Genomic DNA, 25,846 nt, shown 5'->3' with positions numbered 1-25,846 from the left:
GAAAATTATTCTATGTAATAATAATAGAGTTTGAATATGTTACATTTTTGTAGAAAAACTGAAATTGTCCGACAAAAGAAACAGGATTATCGTTTCATTTCCTTGTTTCTCTACAATAAAACACAAGATTAGAACAGAAATGTCAAAAAACTACAAGCGCAATATTACATTTCTTTTACAAAAGCGTAACATTACAAAAAAACATTGGTAATTATGGTATAAATTTATTAGATAAATTCGGGAAACTAAAAAAAGAAAGCGGTGTAAAACATAATGAAAAAATTAAAAATCGCATCTTGCGCATTAGCTGCAGGATTTATGATGTTTTCAGTAGTAACACCAAACGCATTTGCTGAAGATGTAAATACACAAATCCAACAACAAAAAGACAATTTACATAAACAACAACAAGAACGTGATGAAATCCAAAAACAAATGGATGAATTAAAGAAGACAATTCAAGGGTTAGATAAGTCTGTTCAAGAGAACGAAGCGAAACTTGCTGAAACGATCAAGCAAGTTGAAGATGCACAAAAAACAATTGAACAAAAAGATAAAGAAATTGCAGAGTTACAAACGAAAATTGCACAGCGTGAAGAACTGTTAAGAAAGCGTTTAATTGCTCTTCAAGAGAAACCAAATACGAACGTTGTAACAGAAGTAGTTGTAAACTCTAAAAGTATTGCAGATTTAGTTGATCGTTTAACTTCCGTTTCACAAATTCTTGATTCTGACCAAGATATTATGAAAACACAACAAAATGATCAAGCGAAAGTGAAAAAAGATGTAGAGCTTATCAAAGAAAAACAAAAAGAATTAAAAGATGCACAAGTGAAAATCGAAACTGCGAAAAAAGAACTTGATGCTGAAAAGGCGAAAAAGCAAACAGCAATCGATGAATTAAACGCAAAAATGCAAACGGTTGTAAACGGAATGCAAAGCACAGAGGGTCAATTAAAAGACCTAGAAAAGCAAGCTCTATATTTACAAAGCTTAGCTGAGAAAGCAGTACAACCAGCGCAACAACCAGCAAATAATGGTGGCGGACAAGCTAAAGATCCTAAGCCAGCAAAACAAGACGGTGGTAATCCGGCTCCAGCTCCTAAGGGTGGTATAATTGGAAAAGCGGAACAATACCTCGGCAAACCATATGTTTGGGGTAGTGCAAGCCCATCTAATGGTGGATTTGACTGCAGTGGATTCATTTCTTACATTTACGGCGTAGGTCGTCAAGATGTAGCGGGATATTGGAATTCTACGACGCACATTAGCGATCCGCAACCAGGTGATTTAGTATTCTTCCAAGGTACGTATAAAGCAGGTCCATCTCATATCGGTATTTATGCTGGTAACGGACAAATGATTCACGCTGGTGATAAAGGAATTGCATACTCTGACTTGAGCAGTTCTTACAACCAAAAACATTTCTTAGGATATGGTAGATTCTAAGATTCCTAATGAACTAAATTACGTGTATAAGGTCGATAGCTTACTATTTTAAAAGTAGGTTATCGACTTTTTTGCTATTTTACAAACTCTTTCTATGTTTTTATAGTAAAAGCAGAAAGGGGGAGTAAGATGTTAGAAGGTCGTCAATTGCTGTTAGAGGAAGTATCTGTATCGAAAGAAGAACTGTATCAGCTAGAGCGAGAAGGTTATATTCACTATGAGAAAGGCGTTGTAAAGAAAAACTCTCGTTATTTGTGTCAGCGCTGCGGAAATAAAGAGCGGCGATTGTTTTTTTCGTTCTTATGCTATCGCTGCAATAAGGTTTGTGCGTATTGCCGGAAATGTATCATGATGGGAAGAGTGAGTGAATGTACAAAGCTCGTTCGCTGGACTGGTCCGATACAAAACGAAGTAATTGAGAATGGTCTGAAGTGGGATGGTCAGCTATCAAAAGGACAACGAAAGGCAGCAGACGGAATTGTCCAGGCGGTAAAGCGAAAAGAATCATTTTTCGTCTGGGCTGTATGCGGCGCGGGAAAAACAGAGATGTTATTTCATGGTATACAAGAAGCATTGCGGCGAGGAGAACGCATTTGTATTGCCACGCCGCGGACGGATGTTGTACTTGAACTTTATCCGCGTTTACAAGAAGTGTTCCCAGTAGTTTCAATTTGCGCATTATACGGGGGAAGTGACGACTTATCCAAAAACGCACAGCTTGTTATTTCGACAACGCATCAGCTTCTTCGTTATTACAGAGCGTTTGATGTAATGATTGTAGATGAAATTGATGCCTTTCCTTATTCGATGGATGACACGTTGCAATATGCAGTTCGCTTTGCTAGTAAAGAAAATGCTTCGTTTATTTATTTGACAGCAACGCCATCTAAAGAGTGGCAAAAAAAGCTTCGTAATGGAAAACAAAACGGCGTGATTATTTCGGCTCGCTACCACCGTTATCCCCTCCCTGTACCTATTTTTCGCTGGTGCGGTAATTGGCGAAAATCCATCGAAAAGAAAACGTTACCTTCTGTCATTTTACGATGGCTCCACATCTATTTAGAAAAACAATATCCGATGTTTCTATTTGTTCCTCATGTTTGTTATGTAGAAGAAATCGTTTCTATTTTAAAGTGTATGGATCATCGTATAGAGGGTGTACATGCGGAAGACACAAAGCGGAAAGAGAAAGTGGCTTCGTTTCGAAAGGGAGAGGTTCCGTTATTAGTGACGACAACGATTTTAGAACGGGGCGTTACTGTTTCGAATTTACAAGTGGCAGTGTTAGGAGCAGAAGAGCATGTCTTTTCAGAAAGTGCACTCGTTCAAATTGCTGGACGAGCAGGGCGCAGTCGTCATGCTCCTTCTGGAGATGTCGTCTATTTTCATTACGGCAAGACAGAGGCGATGGTTGCAGCGAAAAAGCAAATTCAAATGATGAATAAACGAGCAAGGCAAGAAGGGTTAGTTGACTGATGCATTGCCTTCTTTGTGATGATGTTGTCTCTGATTTGCCGAGCTGGTTTTCTTTTTTTGTTGAACAAGACAAGAGGACGGTATGCACGTACTGTGAACTTAAATTTTCTTATATTATTGGAGATATTTGTGTGGATTGCGGCAGAATGTTTCAATATTTAGCAGATGAATATAGGAAAGGGGAATACTGTCAGGATTGTTTACGCTGGAGGCAAAATCCATATTTTCGGCATGTGTATGTTAAAAATCGCTCTGTCTATGTATATAATGATTGGGTAAAAGAAGTGTTAGCTCGTTTTAAGTTTCGTGGTGATGCAGCGCTTGTGCACATATTTGCTTCTTCGTTTGCCGATGCTTTTCAGCGGCATTTTTCGCATTGTGATTGTATTGTTCCGATTCCGCTTAGTTTATCGCGTCAATATGAACGAGGGTTTAATCAAGCTGAATTATTAGCGGCATGTTTATCGATTCCGGTGATGAAAACATCGCTTATGCGAAGTGATGCAGAGAAGCAAAGTAAGAAAACAAGAGCAGAACGATTACAGCGTTCTCGGCCCTTTTCCTTTGCGGAAGAAGAATCTTTTTGTGGAAAAGACATTGTCTTAATTGATGACGTGTACACAACTGGTATTACGGTGCGTCAAGCGGCGCAATGTTTCTATGAAAAAGGTGCGAATACCGTTTCGTCTTTGACGTTATGTCGCTGATTTTTCATTTGTTTTTCTTCGCACTTAACTAGAAAAGCAAAAAGAACTTGTAGTAATCACTACAGGTTCTTTTTGAGATAATAATAAGGGTAAACTATTTTAACAAGCAAAACAGGGGAAACTACCTAGGTAGTTATTTGGTAAGTTTATTATATAACAAATATTAACATTTGGAGAGTTGAATTTTGGAAATTGTGTGAATTATAAGAATCAAACAGTGTATTATGCTCTTATTCATTCAACAAACCTTTTTATAAAATATAAAAGCCTTTAAATCAATATCGAATATCACCTATTACATGCTTTGTTTTTCAATATGTATACTAAAACATTTTTGTTATATAAAGAGTCACACAAATAATCTGCGCATCAATTTAACTTTGATAGACAGATTATTTGTACGATAATTTATTATGAGTGCAAGAAGATTACATGAATGCTTTTAAAAGAGTTGTTATTAATGGAATTAACCCACCTAAAAATGATAAAACTGCAATTGCGATCGTCATAATAATTCCTCCTCTAATATTTTTTGAAAATTAAGAATTTTATATTTTTAGTATATTATAGATTTGAAAATATAACAATATGTTTTTTTAAAATTGTATATCATCATAGTTTTTATCTACTCGAATTACGCAATGGTACTATTAAATTTTTGGAAGGAGAAATCACGCCTTTTTTATCCCGCTATTCGTGGGCGAGCCGCTTCCGCTTTTCCTTGTTGTCCAGCTCTAGCGGCTAGAGTGTTCGGTGGGAGATAAACTGCTGGCATGCACCCAATTGGTGAGGGCTGATTGAATTTTCACTTTATCGTGTGTCTATTATTTAATGAATTACAAATGATTGGATAAACCTGTGCATAACATAATTGTATGGGAGAATTTTAAATTCGATAAGGGGGCCTGTTATGTTTCGTAAGTTCAAACGTTTCTTTGCCTTGTTAACTGTTTTTATTTTGATTTCTTGCTCTTTTCCTATTTCATCTGCTTTTGCTAGTTCTGTGCAACTATCTGGGGGGATTTTTCCGCCGTCAGAATCGTTTACTCCTGGGAGTTGGTTTTTGGGGGCAACTCCTGAGCATGCTAAGGAGTTGCCGCCTATCGTATTCGTTCAAGGGAAGAATGGAAATGCTAAGGATTGGTATGGTGAAACGGTTTATCATGGTATGAACGATATGTATAACTATGCTTATAAGGCAGGATATCAAACTGTTTTTATCCAGTTGTATGATGCGGCTGGGAAAGGTTCAGCGAGTGAGTGGGATAATGGGCGTTTGCTCGCTTCTATGCTGGAGGAAATCTATAATCATTTTGGGAGGAAAGTGAATATTGTTGCCCATAGTAAAGGTGGACCAGATACACAAGCGGCGCTTATTCATTACGGTGCCAACCGTTTTGTTGGAAATGTAGTGACGCTTGCCTCGCCGCATTATGGATCGAATCTAGCAGATTTAGCATATAGTTGGTGGGCAGGCTGGCTTGCTTCTTTGCTAGGGCAACAGGATGCGGGTACGTACTCTTTGCAGACAGGGGAAATGGCACAGTTTCGTAATATAACAGATAGTAATCCAAACGCTAAGTTGAACCGTTATTATACAGTGGCGGGAACAAGTTGGGGACCGGCCTTTTCTGCATTGTCTGTGGGTGGATTTTATCTTTCCTGGTATGGTGGGAATGATGGGTTAGTTAACGAATGGAGTACGAAGCTGCCTTATGGAAAACATTTATTCACAGGTTCTAGTCTCGATCATGATAGCATTCGAATGGGATCAGCTGTATTTTCACGGATTGAGCCTTATTTGCGTGGTGCTTCACCATCTCCTTCTATCGTAAACGAAAATATATTTGAAGAATCACAAAAAAGCCTGGCTGCTAATGCGAATCAAACGGTAGTTGGAGGGGAACTTCCATCAAATAGCTGGGTGGAACAAACCTTTGCAGTGGATATTGTAACAGATGGAAGTATTTCTGTATTGACTGCAAATCCAAATGCACAAATACAACTTATTGCTCCATCTGGTAAGGTGTACACAAATCAAAGCAGCAAAGCAGCGATTGGAGAAGAATATGCTTATTTTAACGGAGCGACGATTCGAACATTCCAAGTAGATCAAATGGAAGAAGGCGAGTGGCGCTTGAAAATGATGTCAGAGAAAAAGGACGATGCGTATTTGATGCTTGCGAATTATAAACAAGCTGCACCGTTTACATTAGAAATGCCTGGTAAAGTGAAACAAAACAAAGCAGAATTTAAGTTAACAAAATATCAAAAGCGTTCCTTAAAGCAAGAAAACGTATCCTTTGATGTGCACGTTGTAGATCGGGACGGGAAGTTAGTTTCACAAACTAATACGTTGCAAAAAGAAGATGCAGCTACATTCACTGGGAAGTTGCCGAATGTTGAAAAATCAGGTGTGTATAACGTAACGATCGATATTAAAGGGAAAAATAAAGAAGGAAAAGCATATACGCGGACGATTGTGCGTTCTGTGTATATTGAGAAATAGTATATGTCGAAAGGTACAATAAAAAGACGATAAGTCTTCTTTGACTTTCCATTTTCCAATTCGTTATAGTCAAAGTAGGGGGCAGATGCCTTTATTTTAAGATTGAAGGGAATGGAACGATCATGCAAGGAAAAGTAAAATGGTTTAATTCAGAAAAAGGTTTTGGGTTTATCGAGCGCGATGGCGGAGATGATGTTTTTGTTCATTTTTCTGCGATTCAGGACGATGGATATAAAACGTTAGAAGAAGGACAAAATGTGAAATTTGAGATTGTAGACGGTGCGCGTGGTCCGCAAGCGGCAAACGTTGTAAAGTTGTAATCATTTTATCAGAGAAAAATGGTGCGCCATAAGGACCAACGTTTCACATAAGAGAACCTCCGTTGCATAGCTAACGGAGGTTTTATCATAAAGAAAGCGTTGTCAAGAAGTTGTAGCAATTTTGTAACTAATTCTTCACACCTACATACAGTAAGTAAGATGTGAATAGGATAAAATAAGGGTAGGAAAGATAATACATTTTCTTTTCTACAAAAATCGATAAAAAATATCGATTTTATCAAAATTTTTTAAAATGTAGGAAGGGTTTTTGATACCTTTGTCGAAAACCTTATACATAGGCTTGAAAGGAGGAGTTCATCTATGAAATTCAACATTCGCGGTGAAAATATTGAAGTAACTCCAGCATTAAAGGAATATGTAGAGAAAAAGTTAAGTAAGTTAGAACGCTATTTCGATACTTTTCCAGAAATTAAGGTAAACTTAAAAGTATACTCTGACAAGCAAAGGGTGGAAGTAACAATCCCGTTTCCAGATTTATTACTTCGCGCTGAAGAAACAAATAGCGATATGTACGCTGCTATTGATTTAGTAGTAGATAAACTGGAAAGACAAATTCGTAAACATAAAACAAAAGTAAACCGTAAGTTACGTGAAAAAGGCTCTGTAAAAGCAATGTTGATTCTTCCAGATCAATCAGCTGTGCAAGAAGAGGTTGCTGAAGATGAATTAGAGCTTGTCCGTACAAAACGATTTGACTTAAAACCAATGGATGTAGAAGAAGCGATTTTACAAATGGATATGTTAGGTCATAACTTCTTCGTCTTTACAAATTCAGAAACAAATGAAACAAATGTTGTATATGGCCGTAAAGATGGAAAATATGGTTTAATCGAAACTAAATAATAATATAACAGAAAACGCAGCTGTCATGGCTGCGTTTTTTTAGGTTGTATAGGAATGTGAGCAGATTGTTGTTTTACTTTTCTATAGATGTATAGATGCATTTGGCAGATTGTTGTCATACATACAAAACAAGTGTTACAATTGTCAGTAGGTTTACACTTTTTTAGTAGGCGAAACAATTCTATTTTTTTATACAAACATGAAATTGAGTTTTATAGCTACCAACCAGTGAAAAGAAGACAGCCACTGATGGGAGTTTTATTTTAATAAAAGAGGAGCGTATTCTCATGATCGGTATTTTAAAAAAGGTGTTTGATACAAATGAACGTCAAGTAAAACGTATGCAAAAAACCGTGGATAAAATAGAAGCATTAGCAGATCAAATGTCACCACTGACAGATGAACAGTTAAAAGGAAAAACAGTAGAGTTTAAAGAGAGACTAACAAAAGGTGAAACAGTAGATGATTTGTTGCCAGAAGCTTTTGCTGTTGTGCGTGAAGCGGCGACACGTGTACTTGGTATGCGTCCATACCCTGTTCAGTTAATGGGTGGTATTGCCCTGCATGAAGGAAATATCTCTGAGATGAAAACAGGGGAAGGTAAAACGTTAACTTCTACTTTACCAGTATACTTAAATGCTCTTACTGGAAAAGGTGTTCACGTTGTTACGGTCAATGAATATTTAGCACAGCGTGACGCAGGTGAAATGGGACAACTACATGAGTTCCTTGGGTTAACAGTTGGTATCAATTTAAACCATATGTCACGAGAAGAGAAGCAAGCTGCGTATGCTGCTGATATTACGTACAGTACGAATAATGAACTTGGATTCGACTACTTACGTGATAACATGGTGCTTTATAAAGAGCAGTGTGTACAGCGTCCACTGCACTTTGCCATCATCGATGAGGTAGACTCTATTTTAATTGATGAAGCACGTACACCGCTGATTATTTCTGGACAAGCGCAAAAATCTGCAGAATTATATATATTTGCCAATGCATTTGTGCGTACGTTAACAAATGAAAAAGAATATACGTTTGATGTGAAAACGAAAAATGTTATGTTGACAGAAGAAGGGATTAACAAGGCAGAAAAATCGTTCCACATTGAAAACTTATTTGATTTAAAACATGTAGCGCTTCTTCACCATATTAATCAAGCGCTTCGTGCTCACGTTGTTATGCAGCGTGATACAGATTATGTTGTGCAAGAAGGCGAAATCGTAATTGTTGACCAATTTACAGGTCGTCTTATGAAAGGTCGCCGCTACAGCGAAGGATTGCATCAAGCGATTGAGGCAAAAGAAGGCGTAGAAATTCAAAATGAAAGTATGACACTTGCAACGATTACATTCCAAAACTACTTCCGTATGTATGAGAAGCTTTCTGGTATGACAGGTACAGCGAAAACAGAGGAAGAAGAATTCCGTAACATCTATAACATGCATGTTATTGTAATTCCGACGAATAAGCCGATTATTCGTGATGACCGTGCAGATTTAATTTTCAAAACGATGGAAGGGAAATTTAACGCTGTTGTAAACGATATTGTTGAGCGTCATAAAAATGGACAACCTGTTCTTGTTGGTACAGTAGCAATTGAAACATCTGAGTTGATTTCGAAGATGTTAACGAGAAAAGGTGTACGTCATAATGTCTTAAATGCGAAAAACCATGCACGTGAAGCAGAAATTGTTGCTGAAGCAGGTCATCAAGGTGCGGTGACAATCGCGACAAACATGGCTGGCCGTGGTACGGATATTAAACTTGCAGACGGCGTACGTGAAGTCGGCGGTTTAGCGGTTATCGGTACAGAGCGTCATGAAAGCCGACGCATCGATAATCAGCTGCGCGGTCGTTCTGGACGTCAAGGAGATGCCGGTGTAACGCAGTTCTACCTATCAATGGAGGATGAACTGATGCGTCGTTTTGGTGCTGACAATATGAAAGCGATGATGGATCGTTTAGGTATGGATGATTCACAACCAATCGAAAGTAAAATGGTATCTCGCGCTGTTGAATCTGCACAAAAACGAGTAGAAGGTAATAACTACGATGCGCGTAAACAGCTTCTTCAATACGACGATGTACTTCGTCAGCAGCGTGAAGTTATTTACAAGCAACGTCAAGATGTAATGGAATCAGAGAATCTGCGCGGTATTATTGAAGGAATGATGCATTCTACAGTAGAGCGCATGGTAGCTCTTCATACGCAAGAGGAATTAGAAGAAGAGTGGAACATTGCTGGTCTTGTTGAGTACTTAAATGCAACTCTTCTACAAGACGGTGATGTGAAAGAAGAAGAATTACGCCGCTTAGCGCCAGAAGAAATGATCGATAGCATCTTTGCGAAAGTGAAAGCACGCTACGACGAGAAGGAAACGCAAATGCCAGAAGCACAAATACGTGAATTTGAAAAAGTAGTTGTATTCCGCGTTGTAGACACGAAATGGATGGATCACATCGATGCAATGGATCACTTACGTGAAGGTATTCATTTACGCGCGTACGGTCAAATTGATCCACTTCGTGAATATCAAATGGAAGGTTTTGCGATGTTTGAAGCGATGATTGCTTCTATTGAAGAAGAAATTTCTCGTTACATCCTAAAGGCGGAAATTGAACAAAACTTAGAACGTCAAGAAGTAGCGCAAGGGGAAGCAGTTCACCCGAAAGATGGCGACGAACTTGCAAAGAAGAAACCAGTCGTAAAAAGTGACCAAACAGGCCGCAACGACTTATGTACATGTGGCAGCGGGAAAAAATACAAAAACTGCTGTGGAATCGGGCAATAATAAAGAAAAGCGGAGCCGATTGTTTTTCTCATGAATGGAATTTTTTAATAAACATTCATATAATAACAAGAGATGAACTCTCTCTCGCAAAAGCAGAGAGAGTTTGCCTTGTTGCTAGGATAAAGTAGTGGAGGGTTTACCGCTCTTTCATATGGGATAAGTGAAGTAATTACATAGAGGTGACAAAAATGGAATTAGTAGAAATTAGGCAAGAACTAGAGAAAATGGCTAAGAGATTAGCGGCGTTTAGGGGGTCTCTTTGACCTCGCTGGAAAAGAAAGGCGAATCGCAGAACTAGAAGAAATTATGATGGGTGCAAGCTTTTGGGATGATCAAAAGAGTGCGCAAACAGTCATTAATGAAGCGAATGCTTTAAAAGATATGGTTGGTAAGTTTAACACGCTTAACGAAACGTTTGAAAATCTAGAAGTAACACATGAACTTGTAAAAGAAGAATACGATGAAGAATTGCATGCAGAGCTTGAAGTTGAAGTGAAAACTTTATCTGCAGATATGAACGAATACGAACTTCAATTATTACTAAATGAAGAACACGACAAGAATAATGCTATTTTAGAGTTGCATCCAGGTGCAGGCGGAACAGAATCACAAGATTGGGGTTCTATGCTGCTTCGTATGTATACGCGCTGGGCGGAAAAACGCGGCTTTAAAGTTGAAACGTTAGATTATCTTCCTGGAGATGAAGCTGGGATTAAAAGTGTTACATTATTAATTAAAGGGCATAATGCTTACGGTTATTTAAAAGCAGAAAAAGGCGTACACCGTCTTGTACGTATTTCACCATTCGATTCATCTGGCCGTCGTCATACATCTTTCGTATCTTGTGAAGTGGTACCAGAGTTTAATGATGATATTGAAATTGAAATACGTACAGAGGATTTAAAAATAGATACGTACCGTGCAAGTGGTGCGGGTGGGCAGCATATTAATACGACGGACTCAGCAGTTCGTATTACACATATTCCAACAAATGTTGTCGTAACATGTCAATCTGAGCGTTCACAAATTAAAAACCGTGAGCATGCAATGAAAATGTTGAAAGCGAAACTGTACCAACAAAAATTAGACGAACAACAAGCTGAGCTTGATGAAATTCGTGGTGAGCAAAAAGAAATTGGATGGGGAAGTCAAATTCGTTCATACGTATTCCATCCATACTCTCTTGTAAAAGATCATCGTACAAATACAGAAATCGGGAATGTGCAAGCAGTTATGGACGGAGAAATTGATGCATTTATTGATGCATATTTACGTTCTCGTATTTCGTAAATAAAAAAATGCCAACAGGGCGTTGGCGCATACGTGAGAAAGTGCGAAGTATACCTTCTATACTAGAGGGAGAGAAAGAGGAGAGAAGTTGCATCGCAACTTCTCTTTTTGGTGGGTGTAGTTGTAGCATACAAGCTGTATACTACTTTGTAAAAAGTAGAAAATAATAAAATGCTGCATGTGATAGAACAAAAAATAGAGTGTATTTTGGATTTTTGATACGATATAAATACAATTTGAAAAATCGACATAAAAACCTTTTCTTTTTAGGCGGGGGGAGGGAGCACCTGCCATTCATATATTAGGAAATTGAAATGAACTTATACAGAAAACATTTATTTTTTGTATTTTATCATTTGTTCACGAAATTGAAACAATTACTAAAAAGCCTTGAGTCTGCAAGAGATCATCTTTGTTTAGGGTAATATTGGTTGTGCAGGTAAGTTTTGAAATTGCAGGAAAATCATTATAATGCTATTGAGGGATCAATTAATAGTGGGGAGCGATATAGATGAAGAAAAAATTATTGACGATTGTATTAGGCGCATCGTTAGTCCTTACAGTAGGAGCGTGTGGAAAAAAGGAAGAAAGTAAACCTTCAAGTCCTGGCCAAGAAGCAAGTGCTGATAGTGCTGAGAAGATATTTCAAAAAAGCTGTGCAGGGTGCCACGGTAATGACTTACAAGGATTATCTGGACCAGCGTTACAAAAAGTAGGCGGAAAGTACGAGAAAGAAGATATTGAAAAAATTATCACGAAAGGCCGCGGTGCGATGCCAGCGGGTCTAATTCAAGGCGAAGATGCGAAAAAAGTAGCAGAATGGCTAGCTGAGAAGAAGTAAAATAGAAAAGCGTAGGCGGCTCGATCAGAATGGGAGGGGATGGAGCTCCTGACAGAGAGGTGTATTGTGCCTCGGAGGCAGGGCCGAATAACTTAAAATCTCTTCATGAAATGCCAACAAATAAGACCTTTTTGTATGACAACAGAAGGTCTTGTTTATTTGTGTTATGTCTTATATTTCGTACCGTGTAACATAACTGTAACAAACTTGTATCCGAATTTAAAACCGAATAATGGTACAATATAGGACGTAGTGCCTTTTTGTAGAATTTTGCAGAAAAAGTTTTACATATTTAGAAGATGAAATTGTGAAAGACATGAAAGCGACCGAAGATTTTAGCAACTATAGTTAAACATCGAAGAATAAAAAGTGTCGAAAAAATCATTAGTATTGGGTGATAAATAATGATAACAATGACGAATGTTTATAAGGAGTATCCAAATGGCATGAAAGCCGTTGATGGACTCACAGTAAAAATTAAGCAAGGTGAATTCGTGTATGTAGTAGGACCGAGTGGAGCCGGGAAATCTACATTTATTAAAATGATGTATCGTGAAGAAAAACCAACTACAGGATCTATCAATGTAAATGGTTTAGTAATTGAATCTTTAGCAGAGCGTGACGTACCATATTTTCGTCGTCAGCTAGGCGTAATTTTCCAAGATTTTAAGTTGCTTCCGAAGTTAACTGTATATGAGAATGTTGCGTTTGCTTTAGAAGTTATCGAAGAAGAACGTGACGTGATTCGTGAGCGCGTTATGGAAGTATTAAGTCTTGTGGGTCTTGAAGAGCGTTCTGATTCATTGCCAAGTGAGCTTTCTGGTGGGGAACAACAACGTATTGCAATCGCAAGAGCAATCGTGAATCGTCCGAAAGTTGTAATTGCCGATGAACCAACAGGTAACCTTGATATGGATACAGCGATGGATATTATGAATATATTTAAGCGCATTAATGAACGCGGTACAACAATTATTATGGCGACGCATAATGCGGATATTGTAAATACAATTCGTCATCGTGTAATTGCAATTGAAGGTGGAAAAATTGTTCGAGACGAGATTGAGGGAGGATACGGATATGAAGACTAAAACCCTTAGTCGCCATTTACGAGAAGGTGTCAAAAATTTATCCCGTAACGGATGGATGACATTTGCCTCTGTAAGTGCAGTAACAGTTACATTACTACTAGTAGGTGTCTTTTTAACAGCGATTATGAATATGAACCATGTTGCGACGAAAGTAGAGCAAGATGTAGAAATTCGTGTACACATTGATCCAGCAGCTAAGAAAGAGGATCAAAAAAAATTAAAAGAAGATATTTCAAAGATTTCGAAAGTTGATTCTGTTAAGTATTCTTCTAAAGACGAAGAACTTAAAAAATTGATTAAAAGTTTAGGCGATAGCGGAAAATCATTCGAGCTATTTGAGCAAGATAACCCGTTAAAAGATGTATATGTTGTAAAAGCGAAAGAACCAACTGATACAGCTGTTATTGCAAAGAAAATTGCAAAAATGTCATTTGTAAATAAAGTACAGTACGGACAAGGTGAAGTAGAAAAATTATTTGATACAGTAAAAACTGGCCGTAATATTGGGATTATCTTAATTGCTGGTCTATTGTTCACAGCAATGTTCTTAATCTCTAATACAATTAAAATTACAATCTATGCACGAAGCACTGAAATTGAAATTATGAAACTCGTTGGGGCAACAAACTGGTTTATTCGTTGGCCATTCTTATTAGAAGGATTATTCCTAGGGGCACTAGGTTCAATCATTCCAATTATTATGATTTTGACTTCATATAATTCGCTTCAATCTATGTTTAATGAGAAATTTGCAGGGACAATTTTCGAATTGCTTCCATATAGCCCGTTCGTTTTCGAGCTATCCGCATTGTTAATGCTAATCGGTGCATTAATTGGTATGTGGGGAAGCGTTATGTCAATCCGTCGTTTCTTAAAAATATAAAGTGTAAAAAGTTGCAAACATATTTCGTACAAGCTTATCATATAGTAGAAATAGTTAAAGGCATCGCACAGTGTGTGATGCCTTTTCATACACCATTGTGTGTTCGGAAAGGGGAATTCCGCATTGAAACGTAGAGTTGCGATTATAGGAATGGTTGTAGCGTTTTTCATTGGCGCTGGCGGAATGTTTGCGGGTATATATTGGTTTGGTGGACCTTATATCGCGCAATCTATTACAGGGAAAGATGCCAATGTAAAACAAGCGGATTTGGATAAAATTCGCGAAGCGTATGCATTAATTGATTCACGTTATGTTGAGGAAGTGAAGGATGACAAGTTAGTTGAAGGAGCTATTCAAGGGATGCTTGCAACGCTGAAAGATCCATACTCTACATACATGGATAAGAAAACAGCGACGCAATTTGAGCAATCGCTTGATCCGGAGCTAGAAGGAATCGGTGCTGAAGTTAATAAAACGGATGAGAAATTAATTATTGTGTCACCGATTAAAGATTCGCCTGCAGAAAAGGCAGGTCTGAAACCGAACGATCAAATTTTAACAGTTGATGGAAATGGTGTGAAAGACTTATCACGCGAGGAAGCAGTTATGAAAATTCGCGGAAAAAAGGGGACAACAGTTACGCTTGAAGTGAAGCGTTCAGGAGTTACGGATCCGTTAACATTTAAAATTAAGCGTGATAAAATTCCGATTTTCACTGTATTTAGTTCTGTGAAGAAAGAGAATGGAAAGGATATTGGATATATACAAATTACCTCATTCTCTGAAAAAACAGCGAAAGAATTTAAAGATCAGTTGAAAGGGCTTGAAAAGAAAAATATACAAGGGCTTGTTATTGATGTACGCGGAAATCCAGGCGGTTATTTAACAAGTGTTGAAGACATTTTAAAAGAGATTATGACAGATAAAAAGCCAATGCTTCAAGTAGAACAGCGAAATGGTGAGAAGCAAAAGTTCTACACATCTTTAAAAGAGAGAAAATCGTATCCAATTTCTGTATTAGTTGATAAGGGCAGCGCCTCTGCTTCTGAAATTTTAGCAGGAGCGTTGAAAGAAGGAGAAAGCTATCCTCTTATTGGTGAGAAAACATTTGGAAAAGGTACTGTTCAGCAAGCTGTACCGTTTACAGATGGCAGCAATATTAAACTGACAATGTTTAAATGGCTAACACCAGAAGGCAATTGGATTCATAAAAAAGGAATTGAGCCGACGGTTGAAGTGAAGCAGCCTGATTACTATTATGCAACACCAATTCAAATTGAAAAAACGTTGTCTTACAATGATAACGATGAGCAAGTGAAGCATGCACAAGAGATGTTAAAGAGTCTTGGGTATGAGCCAGGTCGTGAAGATGGCTACTTTAGTAAAGAAACAGAAGCGGCTGTGAAAGCATTCCAAAATGCAAGCAGTATGGATGCAACGGGTAAACTTGATAAAAAGACAGCAGAGACAATCCAGAATAAGATTGTTGAAAAAATCCGTGCTGGTGAAAATGATCTACAGCTTCAAACAGCACTGAAATTAATGGCGAAATAAGAAAAACTGCCGGGAAAATCCCGGCAGTTTTTCTATATTTTGATGTGATAAGTATAATGTTCTGTATATTTTTTAGGTATTAAACAAACGTTTGATTAATTATGATAAGATAAAATGAAACAGAGTAAATCTTGCATAAGGTAATGTGTACGGGAAGAAATGAAATATCTTAAAAATGGTGGTGAATCGTTTCGTGGAGAGTTGGTTATCAGAAATTATGAAGGCAATCGTGCGTTTTTTAACGCATCCGGCTTTGTATGTTTTCTTTATAAGTAGTTTTTTTGTTGGATATTTACGAGTATTACGAGAACGGAAAGATTTTTCCTTTAAGGTGTATGATGTTTGGTATGAACTACGTACGTCGATATTTTCAGGAATTGGTTTAGGAATCATTTTATCACTGATTACAGTTGGAACAGGACTGATCGTATCACAAGCAAGTGTGATTATAATGGCGATTTGGACGGTATCGCTTGCTATCATTGCTCAGTATAGATGCTTATCACCTGCATATACGTTAGGAGTTGCCATTGCAGCAGCGGTATTATCTTCGAAAATTCCATTCTCTTTCTTACAACTCCAAGAAGGAGAAGAGAGTAGCGTTGTATCATTAGCAATTTTACTTGGGCTAATGTTAGTTGTAGAAGGTTTACTCATTTCTAAGAATGCTGCAAACTATTCAACTCCGAAATTGCGAAAAGGAAAACGCAGTTTAAATATTGGACTCCATGAATCAAATAGATTATGGTTAGTGCCGTTATTCGTTCTTATACCAGGTGATGCTTTAACGAAGTTTGTATACTGGTGGCCGGTGGTCTCTGTTGGATCACAAAAGTTTTCCTTATTCTTAATCCCGTTCATAATTGGATTTACGAGAACGATTAAAAGCTTTGAGCCAAAGGGTGCATTGTTATTTACAGGACGCCGCGTATTTGGACTAGCTGCAGTTGTCCTTTTATTAGGAATAGCGAGTTATTGGTGGCATACATTAGCAATTGTAGCTATGGGAGCAGCGATGCTTGGGCGATTGACAATTGCTGTACAAGAGCGTTTGGAAGATGAAAAGCGCCCCGCATACTTTTCTTCTCGCGATAATGGTCTGGTTGTACTAGGCACAATTCCAGGTACAGCCGGAGAAGAGCTGGATTTGAAACCAGGGGAAATCATTGTGAAAGTGAACGGAATCGTTCCAACAACTGCAGACGAGTTCTACAATGCACTGCAATTAAGAACAACAGGTGCTTTTTGTAAAATGGAAGTTGTTGATACGAACGGTGAGCTTCGCCTTGTACAACATGCAATTTATGAAGGAGAACATCACGAACTTGGGATTGTGTTTGTTGAGCAAGAACATAAGTGGGATGTGGACGTTATATAACTGTACTTTTTCGTAATTAATTGTTTTCATGGAATGAAATGAATGTCTTTTTGATTATTTAAAAAGGATGGAATTCATTTCTTGAGGAAGACACTGAAATGATAAATTGTTCATTATATTTAGACATAGAATAAGTTTGATTTTTATTACAACGAATCGAATAGACATATAGAGAAAGGTAATGGAGTAATTTTACCTTTCTCTTTTTTATACCATGAAGGAAGAGGTGCTATAAAAAGATTATGAAACATTTCTTCATCTAATAGGAGTAAAGAGTTAGAAGTATATATAAAGTTTTAGCTTTTTGAATTGTTTACAAATGTAGTTTTTATAAATTTTTTAGTTAATATCTTTAAAATAGATAAATTTTGTAGGTATCATTCAAGACAAATTCCAAAATCTTTTACATTTAACTTAATATGTTCTATAAACTCGGTAGCATTTTGAGATTCAAATATGAAAAGTGCTTTTTTAAAAATAGGTATTGCCTTATCCTTTTTGTTCAGGAAACAAAGATTATATGCCTTTTGGTAGTATAATTCTCCTAGAAGATATAACGATTCTATCTTTATACATTGTTTTATTCCTTGTTCTGCATAAAATAAAGATTTTTTGTAGTTTTGAGAAAGGGTTAAAGTACGAGCTAACCCATAAATAACTCTAATTTGAATATGATTCTTGTCCTTTAAAGGGGTATGTGTAATTGAGTTTAACAGCTTCGTATAAATAGATATTGCCATGTTATATTCCTGGCACTCGCAATGAATGATAGCGATACTATTTAGAATTTCAATCTCTCTTCCTTTTAACCATACTTCATTATGAAGGGTTAAGTATAATGCATGATTTAATAATTCCAAAGCTTTTTCTTTATCCTTGTATAGATGATATACACATATTCCCTCATGCCATAATAAAAATTGCTGTGCCTCAATTGTTTTAAAAGTATCTTGTTTTTTTTCTGTCTGAACTATATTATAAACTTCAGCATAATTACGTTTTCGAATTAAAAGTCTAATTATTGATATAGCATCTTCTATATAGGCACTCGTATATTCCTCCTCAAAAAAGCACTCCATAGAAATACCTAAACGTTTTGCAAGTTCATATAGAATGATGCTAGACGGAATTTCAGTTCCTTTCTCTAATTTACTGATTTGCGCTTGTGTACAAATTCCTTTAGCAAGTTCTGCTTGGGTATAACTGTTTAATATACGGTACTTTTTAATTATCTTTCCTACACTTTCTGTATTCATAAGTTTCACCCCTGTAAAATATTCCTATAATTATAATTTTAGTGTTAATTCGTGAAATAAAAGGAAAAACCCACATCAAAAAGTCTAGTTTTACCAAAAAACAGAAAAAATAGATCTCTTCGATTATATTATAATGAAAAAAGGTAAAACTTAGGAGGGATTATATTGAGAAAATATTTTCAAATGGCTCTTTTTCTTGTTTTAACAGGTTCTATTTTGGCTACAAATGTTAATCAAAATAAATATGCGGCGGAAAAGCAAACAGTACCAGCTTATACGTTACCTGAACAACACTAATTAAAAGGAGAAACTGTAAACATGATAGAGAGCTTACAAATGATACCTATTGATAAAATACTTTTTCATGAACAACATCAAGAAAAGCGATTAGATAAAATAATTAGTAATATTGCGTCTGAAAAATTATTGATAAATCCACCAATTGTTATGATGACTAAATCAAATCAATATCTTATTTTAGATGGAGCGCATCGTACATTAGCATTACGAAAAAATAAATGTATGAATATTGCAGCTCAAATTGTTCATGAGGATCAAGTTAGTGTTAGTTCGTGGTTGCATCAAATTCCTAAAGATCAAAATATAATGGAGAAAATTCAGAGTTATTCCAATATATGTTTGCTCGAAGAACCATTGGATGGTAAGCATTACTTTATCAAAATGATCTTGGATGAGAAAAATTATTATCTGTATCCGAATGAAAATAGTACAAACTTAAATAATTTCCTTTTAATTTGGAAAGAAATCGTCGAGATGTATACTGATATATGGGGATTTAAAAGATTAACAAAAGAAGAATATGCATGTAATTCTTCTACTATTACTTTTGAGTTTCCAGAACTATCAATTTCAGAAATATTATCAGTTGTTGAAAATAAAGAGGTGTTACCAGCAGGTGTAACAAGATTTATTTTACATTGTGGTAGATTGCTTAACTTGAACATTCCGATAAATATAATAAGAAGTCCTGAAGCATATGAGTATGATTGGAAAGAATTATTAGAAAATTGGAAAGAATCTTTGCGTTTATATACAGAACCTGTATATTTATGTGAAGTATAGTGAGGGATGTAGAGATGGAAAATATATTAAGTACAATTGGTAGGACACCGATTGTTCCTCTTAATAAAATTGTAAAAAACGATGAAGCAAAAATATATTTAAAGCTTGAGAGAATCAATCCTGGAGGTAGTGTAAAAGACAGACCAGCACTTTATATTATTGAAGAAGCAGAAAAACGTGGATGGTTAAAACCTGGAGGGACTATTATTGAATCCTCTTCAGGTAATTTTGGGATTTCGCTTGCTATGATCGGTGCAGTTAAAGGTTATGAAGTGATAATTTTGGTTGATCCGAAGACAACAGAATCTAATATTGCGATGTTAAAGGCATATGGTGCAAAAGTAATTGTTGTAGATCAACAAGATGATACAGGATCTTATCATAAAACAAGAATTTCTTTAGCGAATCAACTCTATCAAGAAATTCCAAATTCATTTCGGCCTGATCAATGTTTTAATATGTTAAATAGTGAAGTGCATTATTTGAAAACAGCAGAAGAGTTATATAACCAGTTTGAAGGAAATATTAATAGTATTATTATTCCAGTAAGTACAGGCGGACAAATCGGAGGATTTTCCCGTTATTTTAAAGAAAACGCGCCCCATATTAATATTATAGCAGTTGATGCGATCGGTTCCTCTATATTTGGTGGCGAGTCTCATGCGTATTTATTACCTGGGATGGGATTAGGTTGGACGCCGACTAATATAGCTGACTTATCTTTAATTGATCAAGTATACAAAGTAGAAGATGATGATGCGTTTACGATGTGTCGAGTGCTTGGAAGAAAAGAAGGTATTTTATGTGGTGGTTCGACAGGAGCTTCCATGGTGGTAGCTTTACATCTTGCACAAAAGTTAAATGTGGGTGAAAATATCGTTTGTTTAGCTGCTGATAATGGAGAACGGTATTTACACAGTATTTATAATGAGGACTGGCTAATTGAACGCTCGTTAACGACAGAAGTGAACATAGAAAAGATTAGAGAGAAAACAAAGCACCTTAAACCGTATAGTCTTAATCCGATTCAAAATGGTAACTATCGTCCAGATCTTGTAAAAGCATTAGGTGTGCCAGATACAACACTATTACCAGTATAAAGAAAGAATATAGCAGGGGGTAGAAAATAATGGAAGAGAAGATTTTTTATATTTTAGGTACTGATGAGGATGACTTAGATCATCAAGCATTATTTAATGAGCTTGAAAAGTTAGGGCGAAAAGGTGAACGAATACATCCGCATGACGTAACAACAAAATTCACAGAATCAGGAACTTCTTTTTTTGTAAATGGGAAAGAAATATATCCAGCGGCGGTATTAGGTTGGGTATATGAAGATTTATTAATTCCAGGGATGTATATATTAGAAGCACTTGAACGTTCTGGAATTCCTGTTATTAATTCAGCGAACACATTATTTTGTGGGCAAAATAAATATTTGAATAGCGAAGCACTACATAGAAATCACATTCCTCATGTACCTGTATTTTGTGGGTATGGATTTAAAGATGTAGAGTCGTTTTCAAGCGATTGGTCATTCCCGTTAGTTTTAAAGCCGATTGTAGGAGCTGGTGGTAAATCCGTTGTAAAAGTAGACACAATGGAAGAATTAGAAAGATTAGTAGAGGAACTTGCAGGTTCACAAGAATATTATTATATTCAACCATATATTAATAAACCTTCTAGGGATATAAGAGTAACATGTGTTAATTACAAGGCAGTTCATGCCATATACAGATCCAGTACGAACAATTGGATAACAAATTTAGGCTTAGGTGGAAAAGCAGAAATGATAGAATTAACTCCAGAATTAGCTGAAATTGCTGAGCGAGCTAGTCGTAGTTTAAATGCTATGATTTCCGGAGTGGATATTGTTGAAGATATAGATAATGAATGTTATAGAGTAATCGAAGTGAATACATGTCCAAATTTTGAGTTGAAATCATTATTTGAGGATCCAGATACATCGGCTGAGGAAGCGTTAGCGGAATTTATGATTGAATATTCAGGCAAAAACACTTCGATGCATGTTTAGAAAGGAATGAACACTTTGAGTAATCTGAAAAATCTTCAAATTAATTGGACTGAACAATTAAAAATCCAAAGGGAATTAAATGAATTCTCTTTGGATTTACAATCTAAGTTGTTTGGTATTTCTTCAACGAATATTATTGGGGATCATCCAATGCAGCCTTTTGTTTTGTCGGAAAATTTGTACAAAGAGTTGGGGGACGTATCCGTTCAACTAGCAAAATTAATACTAGAGATACCAAAGAGGGTTTTTAACAACGATTATAATGAATTTTTTAAGAAACATAATATCTCATCTGATTTTTTAAATCGTTGCTGTACTGTGGGTATGAATGAAATTGAAAGTTATATGCCACCACTTATGAGGCCTGATGTTATTTTTACATCTCAGTTCGAGCCTAAATTTATAGAATTCAATATTTCAAGTGCAATAGGAAGTTTAACAGATATGCATATTACTTCACACCAATTTTCTCATATTGATGAAGGAGAAAATTCATTTTTTGAATCACCGTTAGATGGATTATACAATTATATTCAAAGCTTAGAGATCGAGCAGGAAAAAATAAGGTTTGCAATATGTGAATGGGGTGAAGAGAATCCTAGATATTTTTTAGAGATGGCTAGTTATTTAAATAAAAAAGGAATAGAAGCATTCTTTTGTAAACCGAAAGACTTAAAAGTTAACGATAATGGAATATATTTAGGGGAATCTAAAATTGATTACATTATGTGGGGATTTTGCTTTGATGAAGTAGAAAGTCGTTTTCAAGAAATTGAACATATTATAGAAGCTGCTAAGGACAAGAAGGTGAAAGTAATTGGTGATTTTATAGAGGAAATTTTTTGTGATAAAACTCTGCTATTATATTTGTCTGATGAAAGATTTGAAGATGCTTATACATCAGAAGAATGGGATTTATGCAAAACTTATATACCTTGGACAAGAATGCTAGAACCTCGCTCAACATCTTACCAAAATAAAAATATTGATTTAATTCAATTTGTTAAAGAAAATAAAAACAGTTTGATTTTAAAGCCGAAAGATTTATATGGGGGAAGAGGCATCTATGTAGGAGCTGATATGTCATATGATGATTGGCAAGAGATTGTTGAGAAGGCAGTCTATTCTAAAGAATATATTGTTCAAGAGTATTATGAAACACCTCAATTTGAATTAATGTGGTATAAAGATCGTAATCTTATTTTAGAAAAATCTAAAATCGTGTTAGGCCCTTTCATTATCGGTGAACAAATTGCGGGGTGTTCTGTAAGAGCGTCTACAATCACTTCAGGGAACGTAATTAACATTAAAAATGGAGCTAGTCATCTTCATACTGTCATTACAAAAGAGGTGTGATAAAAAGAACAATTACATTGTGTAGGATGATACATCGATATTTGGGGTGAGGAGGAGGCTATTTGAAAATAGGTTTTTTGAGTAAGGGTAGTAGAGATATTAATATTATAATACTAGGAAGTTTTTTGATAGGAATTGCTACCACTGCTATGATTCCTTATCTGTCTCTATATTTAAATAAGCATACAGATTATAATCTGTCTGTCATAGGAATTATTGTTAGCGTAGGTCCATTAGCGGCTGTGCTGGGTGGAGTTTTAGGTGGAGCAATGACTGATTTATTTGGTAGAAAGAAAATTATGGTTTATGCACTCACCCTAAATATTATCACTAGTTTATTATTTATTATAGCTGATAATGCCATTGTGTTTGCCTTTTTGAACTTTTTCGCAGGTATTTCAAGAATGGCATTTAATCCAGCTGCACAGTCTTTATTAACAGATTTATTACCAGAGGAAAAGCGAATTAAATATTTAAGTTATGATTATACTGCTTATAACGTTGGAACCGTTTTAGGAATGTTGTTAGGGTCTATCGTTATTCAATTTTCTATGGGAACAGTTTTTGCTTTTTCGGCTACTATTATGTTTGTTTTACAAATATTGGTGATGATTGGGGTGAAAGAAAACCCCAATATTGTATTAAAAGTCAATAAATCATCCAACTCTAAATTAGTAGAACAAATGAATGTATTAAGAAAAGATAAAGCATTAATGTGGATGTCATTAGGTGGAATATTGTTTAATTTAACCTTTTGTCAAATTACTACTACACTACCTATTTATTTAGAACAGGAATGGGGCAGTTTAGGGGTAAAGCATTACTCATTGCTTATTGTTATTAACTCTGTAATGGTAATAGTAATGCAAATATTTATTACGAATATGTTTGGAAAGAAGAATTCATATAAGGTGCTCATGTATGCATGTTTACTAGTTATGATAGGGTTTCTATCGATGAGTATCTTCAAAAGTTTTAATTTTTATATTGTTAGCATCATTTTGATTACCCTTGGGGAATTATTATCATTTGTGGGAGCACAAAATAGTTTGTTGTCTCTGTCGGATGAATCAAATAAAGGAGCCTATTTTGGAGCTTGGAGCATACGGTTAATTGGTGATTTTATGGGACCTAATATTGGCATGTTTATGTTAGGGAAATATTCTGGATCTATTCTGTTTATGGGCAGTTTCTTTTGTGTAATGGCTAGTTTATTTACCTATATTATTGCTTACAGGTCGGCAAAAAAACAAGAGGAAGTTAAAAGTCGCATTGCTTAAAGAGGAGGAAGATAATGAGTGTATTAATTATTAATAATTTTAGTAGAGCAAGGTACTCTGAGATGTTGCCAGAAATCAAAAATCAGTTAGTTGTTTTAAGTTATTGCGACTTAGAAGACTCGGATGAATTTTTGTATTTTGAGCGTATTTCATATTCACAGTTATCTTCGTATGTAGTTATTAGAGCTTTAGAATTATACGAACGTTATCAATTTGAAAGTGTTATTGCAGATGATGAGTATGACTTAATCAATGCTGGTTTAATAAGAGAAAAGTTAAATATTAAAGGGCAAACGGTAGAAAGTGCTATTGCCTTTAGAGATAAAGTTGTTATGAAAGATTATCTTTCGAAAAAGTTAAATGTTCCTCCATATAGAAGATTACATTCTGTCAAAGATCTATATGAGTTTATTGAACAATATAGTTATCCTGTTATTATCAAACCGATAGATCAAGGGGCTTCTAGAGGTATTTATGTACTATATAATAATGAAGATTTAAAAGATTTTTCTAAAATTTCATGGGAAACAAATTGGGAAGTAGAAAAATTTGTAGAAGGAGAGATGTATCATATTGATGCATTAGTTGAAGATGGGAATATTGTAACTTTGTCGGTTTCTAAATACTTAAATGGTTGTTTAGCTTTCCAAGATAATCAAAATTTAGGAAGTTATCAATTACATCCAAATGAGCTCATGTTCGATAGATTAAGGGAATTGTTTAAAGAGGTATTAGAAAATCTGCCGCATCCACCTGTAAGTGTATACCATTTAGAAGTATTTCATACAAATAAAGATGAATTTTTCGTTTGTGAAATTGCTAGTCGGATAGGTGGAGGATTAATTTCGAATTTGGTTCTAGAAACATATGGTATAGATTTAGGGGTATATTGGTTTAGGAGTATTTGTAATCTTCCGAATAATGAAGGGGAGAAAGAGTATATCGATACGGTGAAGGGTTTTATGTATATACCGCCAAGATATGGGACTCTTAAATCGGTACCTAAAGATGTAGACTTTCCTTTTGTTACATCCTATAAAGTAGTTGCTAAACCGCTTCAAAAATATGATAAAGCAAGTAGAAGTATTGATAGAATTTGTGAAGTAGTTATTGAGGGAACTGACAGTAAAGATCTAGAAAACAAACTCATTCAATTAAGCGAATGGTTTGCAGATCAAATAAAGTGGGATATAGAATCAAAGATTGAGACTGAACGTGCGGTTTTATAATTGTAAAAAATACAATGGTCGCAATTTGCCGATTGATCTATTTATTAACAATGAATTATAGGGGTTATTTCCGAAATGTGGGTATATAGAGGGTGAGGGCTTTTTCAAGATAAAAAGAAAACGGCTATTTACTATACATAGTAGATAGCCGTTTTCTTTTTCAGAGTGTTGGGAAACCCTTCAGGGTTTCCGACACTCTGGGAATTATTGATTTGTTAATGAACAAAAGAACTAGAAAATGATAAAAATAAGAAAAATAGCCCTTCACCTGACCGCTTTTGGTCAGGTGAAGGGCTATTTTTTTCATGTTTTGACAAGCTGCGGTAAGATATGCTTGCATTTGGACAGACTTCAGCCCTCGAAACCGAGTATATCGATAGCCATGTAGTTCCTTGGCATCCGCAAAACTCCGTTCAATAGTAGAACACCGTACTTTATATAGTTTTT

Annotated in this window: 21 protein-coding genes and 1 pseudogene; 20 read left to right on the top strand and 2 right to left on the bottom strand. The window is 35.8% G+C overall.

Annotation, left to right across the window (positions count from 1 at the left end; genetic code table 11):
- Positions 1 to 161 precede the first annotated feature (161 nt).
- The 13 genes and pseudogenes from PLX19_RS16220 (at position 162) to PLX19_RS16160 (ending at position 17,160) form a co-directional block, all read left to right on the top strand.
- Positions 162 to 1,449: pseudogene (locus tag PLX19_RS16220) on the top strand (C40 family peptidase).
- 129 nt (positions 1,450 to 1,578) lie between these two features.
- Positions 1,579 to 2,925, top strand: coding sequence for a DEAD/DEAH box helicase (locus PLX19_RS16215; RefSeq protein ID WP_272189758.1), 1,347 nt, complete (start codon positions 1,579 to 1,581; stop codon positions 2,923 to 2,925).
- A complete protein-coding gene (locus PLX19_RS16210; RefSeq protein ID WP_272189757.1) occupies positions 2,925 to 3,632 on the top strand; it encodes a ComF family protein in 708 nt (235 codons plus the stop codon). The genes PLX19_RS16215 and PLX19_RS16210 overlap by 1 nt, the downstream gene beginning before the upstream one ends.
- Before the next feature lie 910 nt (positions 3,633 to 4,542).
- Positions 4,543 to 6,141 carry an esterase/lipase family protein gene (locus PLX19_RS16205; protein ID WP_272189756.1) on the top strand — a complete coding sequence of 533 codons (1,599 nt, stop codon included), beginning with the start codon at positions 4,543 to 4,545 and terminating at the stop codon, positions 6,139 to 6,141.
- A gap of 119 nt (positions 6,142 to 6,260) precedes the next feature.
- The gene (locus PLX19_RS16200; protein ID WP_272189919.1) at positions 6,261 to 6,461 is read left to right on the top strand and encodes a cold-shock protein; all 201 of its coding nucleotides are present in this window, start codon (positions 6,261 to 6,263) and stop codon (positions 6,459 to 6,461) included.
- A gap of 321 nt (positions 6,462 to 6,782) precedes the next feature.
- Positions 6,783 to 7,325 (top strand): ribosome hibernation-promoting factor, HPF/YfiA family, encoded by a 543-nt coding sequence (hpf, locus tag PLX19_RS16195; protein ID WP_272189755.1) that lies wholly within the window; start codon positions 6,783 to 6,785, stop codon positions 7,323 to 7,325.
- 287 nt (positions 7,326 to 7,612) lie between these two features.
- Complete coding sequence (secA, locus tag PLX19_RS16190; RefSeq protein ID WP_272189754.1) at positions 7,613 to 10,123, top strand: preprotein translocase subunit SecA; 2,511 nt, start codon at positions 7,613 to 7,615, stop codon at positions 10,121 to 10,123.
- Positions 10,124 to 10,311: 188 nt separating this feature from the next.
- Positions 10,312 to 11,413, top strand: a protein-coding gene (gene prfB, locus PLX19_RS16185) for a peptide chain release factor 2 (protein WP_272189752.1) whose coding sequence is annotated in 2 segments (ribosomal slippage) — positions 10,312 to 10,383 and positions 10,385 to 11,413 — 1,101 coding nt in all. Because the reading frame shifts where the segments join, the coding sequence is not laid out codon by codon here.
- Between the two features lie 511 nt (positions 11,414 to 11,924).
- Positions 11,925 to 12,254, top strand: a complete 330-nt coding sequence (gene cccB, locus PLX19_RS16180) for a cytochrome c551 (protein WP_272189750.1) — start codon at positions 11,925 to 11,927, stop codon at positions 12,252 to 12,254.
- A 404-nt stretch (positions 12,255 to 12,658) separates the two neighbouring features.
- A complete protein-coding gene (gene ftsE, locus PLX19_RS16175) occupies positions 12,659 to 13,345 on the top strand; it encodes a cell division ATP-binding protein FtsE (protein WP_272189749.1) in 687 nt (228 codons plus the stop codon).
- Positions 13,335 to 14,228, top strand: coding sequence for a permease-like cell division protein FtsX (gene ftsX / locus PLX19_RS16170; protein ID WP_272189748.1), 894 nt, complete (start codon positions 13,335 to 13,337; stop codon positions 14,226 to 14,228). The genes ftsE and ftsX overlap by 11 nt, the downstream gene beginning before the upstream one ends.
- A 123-nt stretch (positions 14,229 to 14,351) precedes the next feature.
- Positions 14,352 to 15,782 carry a S41 family peptidase gene (locus PLX19_RS16165; RefSeq protein ID WP_272189747.1) on the top strand — a complete coding sequence of 477 codons (1,431 nt, stop codon included), beginning with the start codon at positions 14,352 to 14,354 and terminating at the stop codon, positions 15,780 to 15,782.
- A gap of 175 nt (positions 15,783 to 15,957) precedes the next feature.
- Entirely contained in the window at positions 15,958 to 17,160 is a 1,203-nt protein-coding gene (locus tag PLX19_RS16160; protein ID WP_272189746.1) for a PDZ domain-containing protein, read from the top strand.
- A gap of 377 nt (positions 17,161 to 17,537) precedes the next feature.
- Here PLX19_RS16160 and PLX19_RS16155 read toward each other — a convergent pair whose 3' ends face one another.
- On the bottom strand, positions 17,538 to 18,416 hold the full coding sequence (locus PLX19_RS16155; protein WP_272189745.1) for a helix-turn-helix domain-containing protein: 879 nt from the start codon (positions 18,414 to 18,416) through the stop codon (positions 17,538 to 17,540).
- Positions 18,417 to 18,581: 165 nt separating this feature from the next.
- Between PLX19_RS16155 and PLX19_RS16150 the strand changes: the two genes are divergently transcribed.
- From PLX19_RS16150 to PLX19_RS16120, 7 genes are all read left to right on the top strand, one after another.
- Positions 18,582 to 18,713 (top strand): hypothetical protein, encoded by a 132-nt coding sequence (locus PLX19_RS16150; protein WP_272189744.1) that lies wholly within the window; start codon positions 18,582 to 18,584, stop codon positions 18,711 to 18,713.
- A 21-nt stretch (positions 18,714 to 18,734) separates the two neighbouring features.
- Positions 18,735 to 19,499 (top strand): ParB N-terminal domain-containing protein, encoded by a 765-nt coding sequence (locus PLX19_RS16145; protein ID WP_272189743.1) that lies wholly within the window; start codon positions 18,735 to 18,737, stop codon positions 19,497 to 19,499.
- A gap of 14 nt (positions 19,500 to 19,513) precedes the next feature.
- Entirely contained in the window at positions 19,514 to 20,599 is a 1,086-nt protein-coding gene (locus PLX19_RS16140) for a PLP-dependent cysteine synthase family protein (RefSeq protein WP_272189742.1), read from the top strand.
- 29 nt (positions 20,600 to 20,628) lie between these two features.
- A complete protein-coding gene (locus PLX19_RS16135) occupies positions 20,629 to 21,534 on the top strand; it encodes an ATP-grasp domain-containing protein (protein WP_272189741.1) in 906 nt (301 codons plus the stop codon).
- 15 nt (positions 21,535 to 21,549) lie between these two features.
- Positions 21,550 to 22,890, top strand: a complete 1,341-nt coding sequence (locus PLX19_RS16130; protein WP_272189740.1) for a glutathionylspermidine synthase family protein — start codon at positions 21,550 to 21,552, stop codon at positions 22,888 to 22,890.
- Positions 22,891 to 22,952: 62 nt separating this feature from the next.
- Entirely contained in the window at positions 22,953 to 24,170 is a 1,218-nt protein-coding gene (locus tag PLX19_RS16125) for an MFS transporter (RefSeq protein ID WP_272189739.1), read from the top strand.
- A 14-nt stretch (positions 24,171 to 24,184) separates the two neighbouring features.
- On the top strand, positions 24,185 to 25,399 hold the full coding sequence (locus PLX19_RS16120; protein WP_272189738.1) for an ATP-grasp domain-containing protein: 1,215 nt from the start codon (positions 24,185 to 24,187) through the stop codon (positions 25,397 to 25,399).
- A 160-nt stretch (positions 25,400 to 25,559) separates the two neighbouring features.
- Here PLX19_RS16120 and PLX19_RS16115 read toward each other — a convergent pair.
- Positions 25,560 to 25,846, bottom strand: a 287-nt coding sequence (locus tag PLX19_RS16115) for a transposase (RefSeq protein ID WP_272186985.1), incomplete at its 5' end; no start/stop codon positions are given.

This window comes from Bacillus sp. BP-3 (assembly GCF_028401955.1).
Classification (GTDB): domain Bacteria; phylum Bacillota; class Bacilli; order Bacillales; family Bacillaceae_G; genus Bacillus_A.
Note: the sequence above shows the minus strand (reverse complement) of the source record. Positions and strands in the feature narration are given on the sequence as shown.

Bases quoted from the DNA above. Each gene is read 5' to 3' on its own strand.
- PLX19_RS16120 (WP_272189738.1), top strand. From the start codon at position 24,185: ATGAGTGTATTAATTATTAATAATTTTAGTAGAGCAAGGTACTCTGAG.
- PLX19_RS16140 (WP_272189742.1), top strand. From the start codon at position 19,514: ATGGAAAATATATTAAGTACAATTGGTAGGACACCGATTGTTCCTCTT.
- secA (WP_272189754.1), top strand. From the start codon at position 7,613: ATGATCGGTATTTTAAAAAAGGTGTTTGATACAAATGAACGTCAAGTA.
- PLX19_RS16135 (WP_272189741.1), top strand. From the start codon at position 20,629: ATGGAAGAGAAGATTTTTTATATTTTAGGTACTGATGAGGATGACTTA.
- cccB (WP_272189750.1), top strand. From the start codon at position 11,925: ATGAAGAAAAAATTATTGACGATTGTATTAGGCGCATCGTTAGTCCTT.
- hpf (WP_272189755.1), top strand. From the start codon at position 6,783: ATGAAATTCAACATTCGCGGTGAAAATATTGAAGTAACTCCAGCATTA.
- PLX19_RS16145 (WP_272189743.1), top strand. From the start codon at position 18,735: ATGATAGAGAGCTTACAAATGATACCTATTGATAAAATACTTTTTCAT.
- PLX19_RS16160 (WP_272189746.1), top strand. From the start codon at position 15,958: ATGGTGGTGAATCGTTTCGTGGAGAGTTGGTTATCAGAAATTATGAAG.
- PLX19_RS16155 (WP_272189745.1), bottom strand. From the start codon at position 18,416: ATGAATACAGAAAGTGTAGGAAAGATAATTAAAAAGTACCGTATATTA.
- ftsX (WP_272189748.1), top strand. From the start codon at position 13,335: ATGAAGACTAAAACCCTTAGTCGCCATTTACGAGAAGGTGTCAAAAAT.
- ftsE (WP_272189749.1), top strand. From the start codon at position 12,659: ATGATAACAATGACGAATGTTTATAAGGAGTATCCAAATGGCATGAAA.
- PLX19_RS16205 (WP_272189756.1), top strand. From the start codon at position 4,543: ATGTTTCGTAAGTTCAAACGTTTCTTTGCCTTGTTAACTGTTTTTATT.
- PLX19_RS16210 (WP_272189757.1), top strand. From the start codon at position 2,925: ATGCATTGCCTTCTTTGTGATGATGTTGTCTCTGATTTGCCGAGCTGG.
- PLX19_RS16215 (WP_272189758.1), top strand. From the start codon at position 1,579: ATGTTAGAAGGTCGTCAATTGCTGTTAGAGGAAGTATCTGTATCGAAA.